Genomic DNA, 13,237 nt, shown 5'->3' with positions numbered 1-13,237 from the left:
TGACCTCGCAGGCCGAGCGGCCCGCGGCGGAGGCGGCTCCGGCGGCGAACGGCCGCCGCGGGCGCCGTGGCCGGGGCCGCGGGCGCGAGGAGGGCGGCGCCGCGCCGGCGCCCGCGCCCGAGGCTCCCGCGCCGCAGCCCGAAGCCGCCGCTCCGGCGGCGGAGAAGACCGGCGGCCGCGGTCGCCGGGGCAGGGGAGGGGGCCAGCCCGTGGCCCCCGCGGCCGAGGCGGCTCCCGCGCCGTCTCCGGCTCCCGCGGCGGAGGAGGCCCGGGCGGGCGGCGGCCGTGGCCGCGGACGCGGCGGACGCGGGGGCGCTCAGCCCACCGCCGAGGCGCCCGCGCCCGAGGAGCCCCGCGCCGCCGGCGGTGGCGGACGGGGACGGGGCCGCGGTGGTGGCAGCCAGCCGGCCACGGAGGCGCCCGCGCCCGCGGAGACGACGCGCGCGGCGGGTGGTCGCGGGCGGGGCCGGGGCGTCCGCGGGGGCGGGCAGCCCGCCGCGGAAGCTCCCGCGCCCGAAGCTCCCCCCGCGCCCACGGCCGGGGCGAAGGGGAGGGGCGGCGGTCGGGGCGGCCGCGGGCGGGGCCGCGGCAACGCGCCGCACCCCTCGTGAGCCGCGGGGAAGAAGCGAGCGCCGCGTCCGGCACGGTCCGGGCGCGGCGCTCCGCGCTTCCAGCCCCCGAGCCGCTGCCGCCGGAGTTCTGCGCGCGCCCCGCGGAGACGGTCGCCCGCGAGCTGCTGGGGGCACGGCTGGTCTCCGAGGTGGACGGGAAGCGGGTCGCCGGCGAGATCGTGGAGACGGAGGCCTACGTGGGGCCGCACGACGCCGCCTCGCACGCGTGGGAGAAGTTCGGGCGGACGCAGCGCAACGACGCCATGTTCGGCCCGCCGGGGACGGCCTACGTCTACCTGATCTACGGCTTCCACTGGTGCATCAACGTGGTGACCGACGCGGAGGGCTTCCCGGCCGCCGTGCTGCTGCGCGCCGCGCGCCCCGTGGAGGGGATCGAGACCGCGCGCGAGCGGCGCCCGGGCCGCCCCGACCGCGAGCTGATGCGCGGTCCCGGCAACCTGGCGCGCGCGCTGGGCGTCACCGGCGCCGAGAACTACCACCCGCTCGACCGTCCGCCGCTCTGGCTGGCCGCCGGCCGCGCGGTGCCCGGCGGCGAGGTGGCGACGGGGCCGCGCATCGGCATCGCCGCGCACCGGCACGCGGACCGGCCGCTGCGCTTCTGGCTGCGCGGCTCGGAGTGGGTGTCGAAGAAGTCCTGAGCCGCCCCCTCGCTTCCCCGATGATCGCGCGCTCCGCCCGGCGCCGTTGGGCCACGTGGCTTGTGGCCCTACGGCGCGCGCAGCCCGGCCCCTTCAGGGGGACACGCCCAGAACTGCGGTGCGAGGTGCGAGGTGCGTGGCGGGATTTTCGCGGGCGGACGGCTTCCGGGGTCCGCTCACGACGAACGATCCGGGGGCGAATGAACGACTGGGACGAGCTGATGGACTTCGCCGTGCGCACGGTGGCCGGCGCGGGCGAGATCACGGTGGGCCACTTCGGCACCGTGGCGGTGCAGAGGAAGCCCGACGGCAGCGAGGTGACGGCGGCGGACCTGGCGGCGGAGGCGTACGTGCGCGCGTCGGTGGCCGAGGCGTTCCCCGAGGACGGCATCGTGGGCGAGGAGGACGAGGAGAGGCCGTCGCGGAGCGGCCGCCGCTGGATCGTGGACCCGATCGACGGGACGCGCTCGTTCGGCTCGGGGGTGCCGCTCTACGCGGTGCTCCTGGCGCTGGAGGTGGACGGGGCGCCGTCGCTCGGCTGCTGCCACCTCCCGGCGCTCGGCGAGACGCTGGTGGCGGCGCGCGGCGCTGGGGCGTGGCTCAACGGCCGCCCCGCGCGGGTGTCGGAGTGCGAGGACTTGGCCGAGGCGCGGATGGTGACCTCGGGCCTGGAGTACTGGCGCGACCTGGGGACCGACGAGGACCGCGCGGGGTTCGATCGCCTGGTGCGCGCCACCCGCTTCGCGCGCACCTGGGGTGACGCGTACGGCTACTTCCTGGTGGCGTGCGGCCGCGCGGAGCTGATGGTGGATCCCACCACGGCCAACTACTGGGACTACGCCGCCCACACGGTGATCTTCCCCGAGGCCGGCGGCCGCTTCACGCAGTTCGACGCCTCGCCGGTCGTCGACTGCAGCACCGCGCTGGCGAGCAACGGCCGCCTGCACGACGCCGCCCGCCGCGTGCTGGCGGGCGGGTGAGCTGATAAGATCCGTGGGAGAGGATCACCCGGGAGATCCGCCGTCGGAGCGGGCGCATCTCCGCCGGGGAGCAGGCTGACCGTCTCGACCGATCCATGGACTACCTCAGGCACCAGCAGCAGCTCGAGCAGCGGCTGTGGACGGCCGCCTCGGGCACGGCGACGCGGGCCGCGCTCAGGCTGGAGCCCGGGTGCGAGCAGCGCCTGCGCGACGAGATCCGGCGGGGGGCCAGCCGCATGCTCGGCCGCGGCTTGGTGATGGACCCCACGGCGGTGGGCCGCGCCTACGGCAACACCATCGCGCTGGTGAACGCGATGGCCGAGGGAGCGAAGGAGCGCCGGCAGGTCTCGCTCGACGAGGAGTGCGTCACGGACGCGCTGCGGCGCCTGTGCCCGCTCTTCCCGTTCTGCTGACGCACGCTCCGATGTGCCCCGAGCCCGGCGAACCTCCTGCCGTCGAAGCAGCGCTGCGGTGGGCGCTCTGGCGGCAGGACGACAACGGCAACCGCGAGATCGTGCGGCGCTTCGGCGAGCGGGACGAGGCCGAGCGGAGATGCGCGAGTACGAGGCGGGGGGCACAAGCAGACGTACTGGATCGAGCGCGTCGAATAGCTGCTGTTTCCCTCCTCATCGTTTAGATTACGAATGGGCTACAGATTCGAGTGGGATCCGGAGAAGGCGGAAAGCAATCTCCAAAAGCATGGTGTCTCATTCGAAGAGGCGACCACGGTCTTCGGTGATCCACTGGCGCTGATCATGCCGGACCCGAGGCACTCGCAAGCCGAAACCAGGTATATCCTGCTCGGTTTATCGCACCGCTACCGGCTCTTGGTCGTCGCGCATACCGAGCGAACGGGCTCGGTGCGCATCATCAGTGCACGCCTGGCCACGCGCAGTGAGCGAAAAGCTTATGAAGAATCCCGATTCCGATGACGACCTGCTCCCGGAGTACGACTTCTCCGGAGCGACTCGGGCGAACTATGCCGCCCGCTACGCAGAAGGAACCAACGTGATCGTCCTCGATCCCGACGTCGCTGAGGTCTTCCGCGACTCCAGATCGGTGAACGACGCCCTGAGAGCGTTGGTTCAGATTATCCGTAACCACCCTTCGCCTGCGGCGAGCAGATAGTTACAAGGATATCCCGCCGTAACGCGAACTGTTGATCCACCCAGGGGGAGGAGGGGATGATGAGCACGGTCTTCAAGTCCATCGAGATGGTGGGCGTCTCCGACACGAGCTTCGACGACGCGGCGCGGCTCGCCGTGAAGCGCGCGGCGGAGACGATCCGGAACCTGGAGTGGATGGAGGTGGTCGAGCAGCGCGGCTACATCGCCGGCGGCGAGATCCAGCAGTACCAGGTGAGCGTCAAGATCTGGTTCAAGCTGGAGGAGGGCCAGCAGCCGAGCTGATCATGAATCGCCGAGATTCGTCCGGATGCGAATTTGAACCGAATGTCTCACGCAGAGCAGCAGAGTCAGCAGAGAACAACGAAGTCTCTGCTGACTCTGCTGCTCTGCGTGCGATGATTCGGGTTCGCTCGTCCGGACCTGTCGAGTCGTTCCGGGGCTACACCGTCGCCTGCTCCACCGGCTTCGCGGCCGAGCCGAGCTGGGTGCGCAGGTCCTTGCGCAGGATCTTGCCGATGGGGGTCTTGGGCAGGTCGTCGCGGAACTCCACGCGGCGCGGGACCTTGTAGGGCGTCAGGTGCTCGCGGGCGTGGGCGATCACGTCCTGCTCGGTGAGCGCGGGGTCCTTCTTCACCACGAACGCCAGCACCGTCTCGCCGCTCTTCTCGTCGGGGACGCCGATCACCCCCACCTCGCGCACGCCGGGGTGCCGGGCGATGGCCTCCTCCACCTCGTTCGGGTAGACGTTGAAGCCGCTCACCAGGATCATGTCCTTCTTGCGGTCCACGATCCGGAAGTAGCCGTCCTCGTCCATCACGGCGATGTCGCCCGTGCGCAGCCACCCGTCCTTCAGCACCTTGGCCGTCTCGTCGGGGCGCTGCCAGTAGCCGAGCATCACCTGCGGGCCCTTGATGGCGATCTCGCCCGGCTCGCCGTTGGGTACCGGGCTGCCGTCCTCGTCCACGCAGCGCAGGTCGGTCGACGGCAGGGGGACGCCGATGGTGCCGTCCTTCACCAGCCCGCCGATCGGGTTGAAGGTGGCCACCGGCGAGGTCTCGGTGAGGCCGTACCCCTCCACCACGGGCGTGCCCGTCACCTCCTGCCACCGCTTCGCCACCGCGGAGTGCAGCGCCATCCCCCCCGCCAGCGAGGCCACCAGCTCCTTCGGCGGGCTCTGCTTGAACCAGTCTTCGCCGGCCAGCGCGTTGTACAGGGTGTTGACGCCGGTGAACCAGGTGATCGGCATCTTCTCCCACGCCGCCTTCAAGTTGCTCACCGGCCGCGGCGAGGGCACCAGCACGTCGCGCCCGCCGATGGCGTAGAAGAGGAGGAAGTTCACCGTGAGCGCGAAGATGTGGTACAGCGGCAGCGCCGTGAGCACCGTCTCCTGGCCGCGGCGCAGGAAGTTCCGGCTCACCTCCTCGAGCTGCATGGTGTTCGCCAGCAGGTTGCCGTGCGAGAGCATGGCGCCCTTGGAGACGCCCGTGGTGCCGCCCGTGTACTGCAGCGCCGCCACGGTGTCGAGCCCCACGTCCGCCACGTAGCGCCGCACGTCGGCGCGGCCCACGGCGGCTTTCCCGGCCTTCATGGCCGCGGCGAACCTGGTGTGCGCCACGGTGACGGGCGGCACCTGCTTCTTGACGTACTTGAGCACGATGCCCACCAGCGCCTTGCGCGCCGCCGGGAAGAACTCGGCGATGCTGGCGACGACGACCGTCTTGAGCTCGGGCGTCTTCGGCAGCACCTGCGGGAGGCGGTCGGCGAACATGTCCAGGATCACCAGCACCTTCGCGCCCGCGTCGGAGAACTGGTGCGTCATCTCGGAGGGCGTGTAGAGCGGGTTGGTGTTGGCCAGCACGCACCCGGCCTTCCACACGCCGAACGCCACCACGGGGTAGACCAGGCAGTTGGGGAGCTGCACGGCCACGCGGTCGCCCTCCGCCAGGCCCGCCACCTCGCGCAGGTAGGCGGCGAACTCGTCGGAGAGCCGGTCCACCTCGGCGAAGGTGAGCGACGCGTTCATGCCGTTGGGCATCACCTGCGTGAAGGCGATGCGGTCGGCGTACTTCGCCGCGACCTGCCGCCCCATGTCGGCCAGGTTCCGGTAGGGGATCGCGTCGATCTCGGGGCGGGTCCCCTCCACGTAGTGCGCGGTCCAGGGCCGATCGGTCATCGAACTCCTCCCGTTGGGTGGTGAGCGGCGTTCATCCCAACAACTATCGGCTTGCGCGGGCCGGGCGGCAAGGAGGGCGTGCCAGGAAATCGTCCAACAGGCTGTTGGACAAATTCCCGCGCCCGGACGCCGGGTCGGGCGGGTCGTGCCGCTCCGGCCGGAATCTCTACGATACGGCGCGTGAATTCTCGCCCGATTGCCGGCCGAGGAGCCGGACCGGCATGGGCGGCAAGGAAGGCATGCCAGGAAATCGTCCAACAGGCTGTTGGACAAATTCCCGCGCCCGGACGCCGGGCCGGGCGGATCGTGCCGCTCCGGCCGCACTGTCTACGATATGGCGCGCGAATTCTCGCCCGATTGCCGGCCGAGGAGCCAGGCCAGCGTGAGCGCCAGCGCCAGGAGGGGGACGCCGATCGCGCCCGCGGCGAGGTTCGCCAGCCCGAGCGTGCCGACCGGGCCGGAGAAGAGCAGGGCGTAGAGGATGCCGAAGAAGAAGAGCCCGAACGCCGCCGCGCCGCAGCACACCCAGACAAGCGCGAGCTGCCGCCGCCGCCACGCGCGCGGCGCCGTGCGCACCAAGCGGGCGAGGGTGAGCATCCCCAGCCCCGGTAAGGTGAGCCCGATCCCCACCAGCGCCGCCCACTCGCTCCAGTCCAGCCGCACGTCGGCGCGCGGGTCGGTGAGCCGCGCCAGCCACTCGCGCGAGGCCCGCGGCGCCACCGCCACGCACGGCACGCCGAGGACGACGACTTCGCCGATCAGCGCGACGGCGAAGCCGAGCCAGCTGCTGCTGGAGAGCGGAAGGATCTCGTTCATCCGGGCGGGAGGCGGCGTGTCGGGGAGGTGTCGCGCAGTGCGCTAAGCATCAGCGGGCGCGGGGGAAAACGCAAGGCGGGCGAATGGGCGCGCGGACCATCACACCCCGCCCTCATCGTCACGCTCGTACGGCGGTACCATTGCAGTCCGGGAAGCATGTACGTGCCGGAAAAGACCGTTTTCGCGATCTGGTGCAAGGTGATATGATATCACCGATGTGCCCCTCTCTCCTCGATGCCTGCACAGGAAATCCTCTGACCCGAGCCCCGTTCATGCCTTCGAAACGACGCCGTCCTTCCCCTCTGCCCGACCCTGTCCCGAGCACCACGGAAATGGCGGGATACGGAGAGCTGCTCGACGACCTCAGGTCCCGCATCCGTGCGGCGCAGGTGCGCGCCGCGCTCGCGGTCAACCGGGAGCTCGTGCTCCTGTACTGGCAGATCGGGCGCGAGATCCTGGTGCGGCAGGACCATGCGGGCTGGGGCGCGAAGGTGGTGGACCGGCTCGCCGCCGACCTGCGGCGCGAGTTCCCCGACGTCCGCGGCCTCTCGCGCACGAACCTGCTGTACATGCGCGCCTTCGCCGAGGCGTACCCCGACGAGGAAATTGTCCAACAGCTTGTTGGACAAATTCCGTGGGGGCACAACACGGTGCTGCTCAACAAGTTGAAGAAGCCCGAGGAGCGCCTGTGGTACGCCCGCGCGGCCGTCCGGCACGGCTGGAGCCGGAACGTGCTGGTCCATCAGATCGAGAGCGGGCTGCATCGCCGGCAGGGACGGGCGATCACGAACTTCGACAGCACGCTCCCCGCCGCGCAGTCCGACCTGGCCGCGGAGCTGCTCAAGGACCCCTACCACTTCGATTTCCTCGCGCTGGCCCCCGCGGTCGCCGAGCGGGGGATCGAACGCGCGCTCCTCGCCCACGTCCGCGACTTCCTCCTCGAGCTGGGCGTCGGCTTCGCGCTCGTCGGCAGCCAGTATCCCCTGGAAGTGGGCGGGCAGCACTACCAGCTCGACCTGCTGTTCTACCACATCCGGCTGCGCTGCTTCGTGGTGGTGGAGCTGAAGGTCGGCGCCTTCAAGCCGGAGCACGCTGGCAAGGTGAACTTCTACCTTTCCGCCGTGGACGACCAGCTTCGCCAGGAGGGCGACCGGCCCAGCATCGGCCTGATCCTCTGCAAGGAGCGCAACCGGGTGGTGGCGGAGTACGCCCTGCGCGGCACGAGCAAGCCGATCGGCGTGGCCGAGTACCGGCTGATCGAGGACCTGCCGAAGCGCCTGCAGGGCAGTCTCCCCACTCCGGAACAGCTGGAGAAGGAGCTGAGCGGCATGGGGAAGCCGAGCCGCGAGGGCCCGGACGCGAGTGCGGGCCTGCCGGAAGGTGCCTGACGGGGATCAGAAGTACGGCTCCTCCACCAGCGGCGCCCCGCCGAGCACGACGCATCTCACCGTGCCGCCCGGCCGCACCTCCGCGCCGGCGGGGACGACGGCGAGCGCGTCCGCGGCGGCCATCGACGTGGCCACGCCGGAGCCCTGCGCGCCGGTGAGCCGCGCGGAGAGGGTGCCGTCCCCCTCCCGCTCCAGCCGCACGCGGGGGAAGTGCATCAGCTCGCCCCTCGCGGCGTAGCCGTCGCGCATCACCACATCGACCGCGGGGAGGTAGGGGCGCGCGTGGCCGGCCATGCGCAGCAGGGCGGGGCGGACGAACAGCTCGAAGGTCACCATCGTCGACACCGGGTTCCCCGGCAGCCCGAACCAGGGGATCCCGTCCAGCGCGCCCACCCGCCCGAACGCCAGCGCCGAGCCGGGGCGGACGCGCACGCGCCAGAACGCCACCTCCGTCCGCAGCTCCTCCATCACCCCGCGCACGTGGTCGTGCTCGCCCACGCTGATCCCCGCCGTGGTGACCAGCGCGTCGCAGCCGCGGGCGCGCTCCAGGTGCGCGCGCAGGCTCTCGGGCGTGTCGCGCGCGATCCCCAGCACGCGCGCCTCCATCCCCGCCTCGGCGAGCTGGGCGGCCAGCGCGTAGCTGTTGCTGGAAACAATCTTCCGCCCGGCCAGCACCTCCACGTAGCGCTCCACCTCCACCAGCTCGTCGCCCGAGGCGAGCACCGCCACCACGGGGCGGCGCACCACGCTGAGCCCCGCGCGCCCTAGCGCCGCCGCCACCGCCAGCTCCGGCGCGCGGAGCGTCTTCCCCGCGCGGAGCACCACGTCGCCGGCGCGCACGTCCTCTCCCCGCGGCCGCACGTTCTTCCCCGCGTCCGCGCCGGAGAAGACGGCCACGCGCCCCTCCGCCGTGCCGATCCCCGTCCCTCCGTCGGTGTGCTCCACGCGCACCACGCCGTCCGCGCCGGCGGGGACCGGCGCGCCCGTCATCACGCGGATCGCCTCGCCGGGGCCGACGGGGCGCACGGCGAAGCGGCCGGCGGGGACGTCGTCCACCACGCGCAGCACGGCGGGAGCCTCGCGCGTGGCGCCCCGCACGTCGGCTGCGCGTACCGCGAAGCCGTCCATGGCGCTGTTGTCCCACGGCGGCAGGTCCACCGGCGCGGCCACGTCCTCCGCCAGCACGCGCCCCAGGCAGCCCGGGAGCGGCCGCTCCTCGCGGCCCAGCGGCTCCACGGCGCCCACGATGCGCCGGAGCGCCTCGCCCGCCGCCAGCCAGTCCGCCGGCCGCTCAGCGCGCACCGGACGCCCCGCCCAGGAACCAGCCCTCGACCAGGTCGGCCACCTCGGCCACGTGCCGGCCGTGGGGGTGATGCGGGTCGATGCGGATGACCGGCAGGTCGGCCGCGAGCGACCGGTCGTCCGTCACCAGGGCCAGGAAGCGCCGGGCCGACTCGTCGTCCGCCTCGTCGTACAGCGGGTGCTCGTGCACGGCGCGGCGGAAGACCTCGAGCTTGGGGAACGGACCGTACTTGTAGCCTTCGACCAGCACCAGGTCGTAGCCGCGCCCCGCGTAGAACTCGGCGACCAGCCGCCCGGGGTCGGGCTCGCCGTCGATCCTCATCACCAGCGCCACCTTCCCTGTCCCGGCCATGATGGTGGCCTCGGCCTGGCCCTCGTGGAAGTGCCGCCACGAGTCGCGCCCCGGCTCGTCGGTCTCGAAGGCGTGGTGGCCGTGCTTGAGCGTGGCCACGCGCCGGCCGCGGCGCTTCAGCTCGGCGGCGAGCGCCACCACCAGCGTCGTCTTCCCGCTGTTCTTCCTGCCGACGACGGAGAGGATCGGGGGGACGTCAGGCGGGCGCATCGGCTCCCTCGGCCGCCATCAGCACGGCGCGCCAGTAGTCGTGGGACGTGTTGACGTTGAAGAAGAGGACGTCGGGGTCGCCGACCCGCTCGATCTCGGCCAGGGGGACGCGCTCCGTCCGCACCCGCTGCAGCACGGCGGCCACCGTCCCGTTGCCCACGCCCGCCTGCGCGCGGACGGCGGCCAGGCATTCGGTGGAGTACCAGGCGCAGAGCGGCTCCACGCCCCGCGGGCCGCGGCTCTCGGGCACCACCGCGTCGGCGCGGCTCTCCGCGGCGCGCACCAGCAGCAGGTCCAGCAGGCCGGGGGAGAGGAACGGCATGTCGCAGGCGACGCAGAGGGCGCCGGGGCGGCGCACCTCGCGCGCCCACTCCAGCGCCTTCCAGATGCCGGCGAGCGCGCCCAGCCCCGGCACGTCGTCCGGCCGCGCCGGGAGCCCCAGCCCCTCGAACAGGCCCGGGTCGTTGGCGATCAGCACCACGCGGGGGACCACCCGGGCCACCGCGTCCTTCACCCGCTCGACGATCGGCCGCCCCTCCACCACCGCCAGCGCCTTGGGCGAGCCGAAGCGCCGGCTGGCCCCGCCCGCGAGGATGGCGCCGAGCGAGCGGTGGGACTGCGGAAGCGCCGTCATGCGGATCGGCGGGCAGGGAGGTGCGGGACGTAGCGCGACGCGGATTTCCGCGCCGTGATCGCAGCGAATCTATCCACCCCCGTTCCCCCGCGCACCCCGGAACGCCTCTTGCGCGCCGCGCGCAGGTGGACCGGGCGCAGGCGAGGACGCGGAGCAAGGAGGACCGGATGGCGCGCTACGACCAGGGATTTCGCGGTGTGGGCGGAGTGGGGCCGCGCGGCGGCGCGGGGTGGGGCGGGGGGTACGGCGGGGGCCTCGAGGGAGACGCCGGGGCCTACGACGACGGCTTCCGCGTCTACCGCGGCGTCCGCCAAGGCGGCTGGGGCGGGCGGGCCGGCGGGCCCGGCGGCAACCGGGGCGGACCGGGGGCCTCCGGCGGATGGGCCGGCCCGGGCGGCCGCGGCGGCTCGGCCTTCGGCGGAGGGAGCCGCGGCTACGGCGGCGTCTACGCGGACGGCGGCTCGTTCGGTCCGGGGTACGGCCGCGGCGGCCGGGGCGGGGGGTACGACGCGTACGACCGGGGGATCTACGGCGGGGACCACCCCGGCTACGGCGGCTACCCGGGCGGCCCCGTGCGCGGCGAGTACTACGGCGGCGGCGGGTACGGGGCCGGGCGGCCCTTGCAGGGGCGCGGCTACGACCAGGGCTTCGCGCGGCAGCCCTTCATGCCCGAGGAGGCGTACCGCCGGCACCCCGAGTACGACCAGCCGCCCGGCCGGCGCGAGTGGGAGGCGTACCAGCACGACCCCGGCGAGGAGCTGAGCGACGACGACATCCGCGAGCTCGTGCGCCGGCGCATGCGGGGCGACGCCTGGCTGGACCCCGCGCGCATCCACGTGGAGGTGGAGGACGGCGTGGTGACGCTCACCGGCGAGGTGGACGACTTCCTGGAGGCGCGCTACGCCTGGGACGACGCATGGGAGACGGCGGGCGTGCGCGGCGTGGTCAACAACCTCACCGTCCGCGCCGACCAGCCGCACGACCTGCACGGCGACATGATGCCCCAGAGCGGCGGCGCGCGCACCGAGCTGGAGCCCGGCGGCGCCGTCCTCTGGCGCGACCCGGGCGGGGAGGCGCCGCCGGAGGGCTGACGCGCGAGCGCCCGGGGTGGCGGCGAGAGTGCGAAAGTGCGTGAGTGCGTGAGTGCGTGAGGGATGCGCGCCCGGAGGGCCGGGACGCCGCCGACACAGGGGTATCGTGGCGCGCGCAGCCCGGCCCGGAGCGCAGCGGAGGGACACGCCCAAACCCGCGGTTGTCCTTCGCAGTTCAGCAGCCAGCAAACGAAATCGGGCCCCGGCGACACGCGCCGGGGCCCGATTCACTTCCGCACTTCGCACTCAGGACTTCGCACTTCGCACTCGCCGTTCAGTGCGCCTCGCGGTTCCCGTAGCCGTCCGGCACCGGGCGGTCGGGGGGCTCGTAGCTGGCGCCCTCCTCGATGGCCGTGCCCACGTCGTGCGTGCCGTAGCTGAGCGCCTCCAGGTCCTCCACCAGGTGCTCGGCCGTGTCGGACTGGCTGAAGCTGGTCTCGCCGAGCTGGTCGTCCACCTCCAGGTCGGCCGTGACCGCGTCGTCGGCCGCCTCGGGCATCTCGCCGCGGTGCAGCTCGTCCACCACCAGGTCGTTGGTGAAGTGGTCCTGGTCCACCCCCAGCACGTCCAGCACCGCCTTCTCCGCGATCTGCACCTCGCCGTCGGAGGAGACGCGCCCCGACAGCGTCACCCGGCCGTCGCGCACCGACACGTCGATCCACCCCAGGTCCAGCTCGGGGTACTCGCCCAGGTGCTGCACGACGAGGTCGTAGATCTCGTCGTCGGTCATGGTGGAGAAGTCGAACGCCCCGAAGTCCCCGCGCATCTGCCCCGCCCCGTGGTTAGAAGTGGAAGACGCCGCCGACCTGGATCGAAGAGGCGTTGTTCCACTCGTTGATCTCCGCCTGGCCGCTCCGGCGGAACCCCTCCGGCGCCGACTGCCGCCAGAGCCGCCCGCCGAGCTCCACGCGGATCGCCGCGCGCCGCGTGACGAACACGTCGGTCCCGGCCCTCAGTCCCAGTGCAAACGCGGGGCCGAAGTCGAAGCGCTCCGTCTCGGGCACGTCGTCCTCGGCGTCGTCGCCGCCGCCGATCTCCGCCGCGAGCCCCGCGGAGACGCCCACGTACGGCGCGATCCCGTTCCAGGCGCGCGGGCCGGTGAGGCCGAAGGTGAGCCCGGCCTCCGCCAGCGCGATCGGCGCGGAGATGGTGACGTCGGGGTCGATCACCCGGATCTCGGTGGAGTCGTTCGTCGCCTCGGCCAGGAACAGCCTGCGCTCGCTGGGGATGAACGCCGCGGTGAGGTTCACCGAGATCGGCCCGCTGGCGCGCAGCTGGTAGCGCGCGCCGAACATCGGCGCCGAGCGCGGGCCCAGCTCCACGCTGGTGGTGTCGGACAGGGTGAGCCTGGGGTCCGAGAACAGGTAGCCGGCGAAGAAGCTCAGCCCCTGCGCCTCCTCGATGTAGCGCAGCGGCGAGCGGATGTCCTGCGCGGCGGCCGGGCGGCCCGCGAGCGCGAGCGCGGCCAGGAGGAGGAAGAGCGCGGTCCGCGGAAGTCGAGTCATGCGGTCGGGATGGTTGGAATAAAACGCGAGCGGCGGTGCTGTGCCCCGCCGCGAAGCCACACGGTCCCGGACGGGAGCCCCGTCGCGGGACCGTTATAGCGGAGCGAAGCTAGCCTTTGTTCCCTTCCCGGCGCAAGACTCGGCGTCGCATGCGCTTCCGCACTTCGCACCCAGGACTTCGCACTTCGCACCGCCGTTCTGGGCATGTCCCTCCGCTGCGCTCCGGGCCGGGCTACGCGCGCCGTAGGGCACGATACGACTGTGCCCAACGGCGCCGGGCCACGTTCGCGCCAAACCCCCGGCGCGCCCGTGTCCCGGCCCTCCGGGCGCGCATCCCTCATGCAACTTCAGGGAACAGGGAACAGGGACAGCCGGCCACGAACCCCGAT

The 13,237-nt window shown here is 72.8% G+C and carries 15 protein-coding genes; 8 read left to right on the top strand and 7 right to left on the bottom strand.

The features are described from left to right. The 6 genes from VF746_22425 to VF746_22400 form a co-directional block, all read left to right on the top strand. On the top strand, positions 1 to 611 hold a 611-nt coding region (locus tag VF746_22425; protein ID HEX8695184.1), incomplete at its 5' end, for a hypothetical protein. Then, positions 608 to 1,270, top strand: a complete 663-nt coding sequence (locus VF746_22420) for a DNA-3-methyladenine glycosylase (GenBank protein ID HEX8695183.1) — start codon at positions 608 to 610, stop codon at positions 1,268 to 1,270. The genes VF746_22425 and VF746_22420, both read left to right, overlap by 4 nt. Positions 1,271 to 1,470: 200 nt before the next feature. After that, positions 1,471 to 2,250, top strand: a complete 780-nt coding sequence (locus tag VF746_22415) for an inositol monophosphatase family protein (protein ID HEX8695182.1) — start codon at positions 1,471 to 1,473, stop codon at positions 2,248 to 2,250. Between the two features lie 95 nt (positions 2,251 to 2,345). Continuing rightward, positions 2,346 to 2,663, top strand: coding sequence for a hypothetical protein (locus VF746_22410; protein HEX8695181.1), 318 nt, complete (start codon positions 2,346 to 2,348; stop codon positions 2,661 to 2,663). A 231-nt stretch (positions 2,664 to 2,894) separates the two neighbouring features. Further along, positions 2,895 to 3,182 carry a BrnT family toxin gene (locus VF746_22405; protein HEX8695180.1) on the top strand — a complete coding sequence of 96 codons (288 nt, stop codon included), beginning with the start codon at positions 2,895 to 2,897 and terminating at the stop codon, positions 3,180 to 3,182. 252 nt (positions 3,183 to 3,434) lie between these two features. Next, positions 3,435 to 3,659 (top strand): dodecin, encoded by a 225-nt coding sequence (locus tag VF746_22400; GenBank protein HEX8695179.1) that lies wholly within the window; start codon positions 3,435 to 3,437, stop codon positions 3,657 to 3,659. A 157-nt stretch (positions 3,660 to 3,816) separates the two neighbouring features. On the opposite strand, the gene VF746_22395 is transcribed toward VF746_22400, so the two are convergent. Beyond that, positions 3,817 to 5,550: an AMP-binding protein gene (locus VF746_22395; protein HEX8695178.1), complete on the bottom strand. Its 1,734-nt coding sequence runs from the start codon at positions 5,548 to 5,550 to the stop codon at positions 3,817 to 3,819. A gap of 327 nt (positions 5,551 to 5,877) precedes the next feature. Further along, the gene (locus VF746_22390; GenBank protein ID HEX8695177.1) at positions 5,878 to 6,366 is read right to left on the bottom strand and encodes a hypothetical protein; all 489 of its coding nucleotides are present in this window, start codon (positions 6,364 to 6,366) and stop codon (positions 5,878 to 5,880) included. Positions 6,367 to 6,698: 332 nt separating this feature from the next. Between VF746_22390 and VF746_22385 the strand changes: the two genes are divergently transcribed. Next, positions 6,699 to 7,754, top strand: coding sequence for a PDDEXK nuclease domain-containing protein (locus tag VF746_22385; GenBank protein HEX8695176.1), 1,056 nt, complete (start codon positions 6,699 to 6,701; stop codon positions 7,752 to 7,754). A gap of 6 nt (positions 7,755 to 7,760) precedes the next feature. Here the strand turns inward: VF746_22385 and glp are convergent, their stop codons facing one another. The 3 genes from glp to VF746_22370 are packed head-to-tail and all read right to left on the bottom strand — an operon-like array spanning position 7,761 to position 10,252. After that, a complete protein-coding gene (gene glp, locus VF746_22380; protein HEX8695175.1) occupies positions 7,761 to 9,056 on the bottom strand; it encodes a gephyrin-like molybdotransferase Glp in 1,296 nt (431 codons plus the stop codon). After that, a complete protein-coding gene (gene mobB, locus VF746_22375; protein HEX8695174.1) occupies positions 9,046 to 9,618 on the bottom strand; it encodes a molybdopterin-guanine dinucleotide biosynthesis protein B in 573 nt (190 codons plus the stop codon). Before mobB ends, glp begins: the two co-directional genes overlap by 11 nt. Then, positions 9,605 to 10,252 (bottom strand): molybdenum cofactor guanylyltransferase, encoded by a 648-nt coding sequence (locus tag VF746_22370; protein ID HEX8695173.1) that lies wholly within the window; start codon positions 10,250 to 10,252, stop codon positions 9,605 to 9,607. The genes mobB and VF746_22370 overlap by 14 nt, the downstream gene beginning before the upstream one ends. A 167-nt stretch (positions 10,253 to 10,419) precedes the next feature. Between VF746_22370 and VF746_22365 the strand changes: the two genes are divergently transcribed. Further along, the gene (locus VF746_22365; GenBank protein HEX8695172.1) at positions 10,420 to 11,343 is read left to right on the top strand and encodes a BON domain-containing protein; all 924 of its coding nucleotides are present in this window, start codon (positions 10,420 to 10,422) and stop codon (positions 11,341 to 11,343) included. A gap of 274 nt (positions 11,344 to 11,617) precedes the next feature. Here the strand turns inward: VF746_22365 and VF746_22360 are convergent, their stop codons facing one another. Beyond that, positions 11,618 to 12,109, bottom strand: a complete 492-nt coding sequence (locus tag VF746_22360; protein HEX8695171.1) for a BON domain-containing protein — start codon at positions 12,107 to 12,109, stop codon at positions 11,618 to 11,620. Positions 12,110 to 12,125: 16 nt separating this feature from the next. Continuing rightward, complete coding sequence (locus VF746_22355; protein ID HEX8695170.1) at positions 12,126 to 12,848, bottom strand: hypothetical protein; 723 nt, start codon at positions 12,846 to 12,848, stop codon at positions 12,126 to 12,128. Positions 12,849 to 13,237 lie beyond the last annotated feature (389 nt).

Source organism: Longimicrobium sp. (genome assembly GCA_036389795.1).
GTDB lineage: Bacteria > Gemmatimonadota > Gemmatimonadetes > Longimicrobiales > Longimicrobiaceae > Longimicrobium.
The sequence above is the reverse complement of the archived record's forward strand: the minus strand, read 5'-3'. Positions and strand labels throughout refer to the sequence as shown.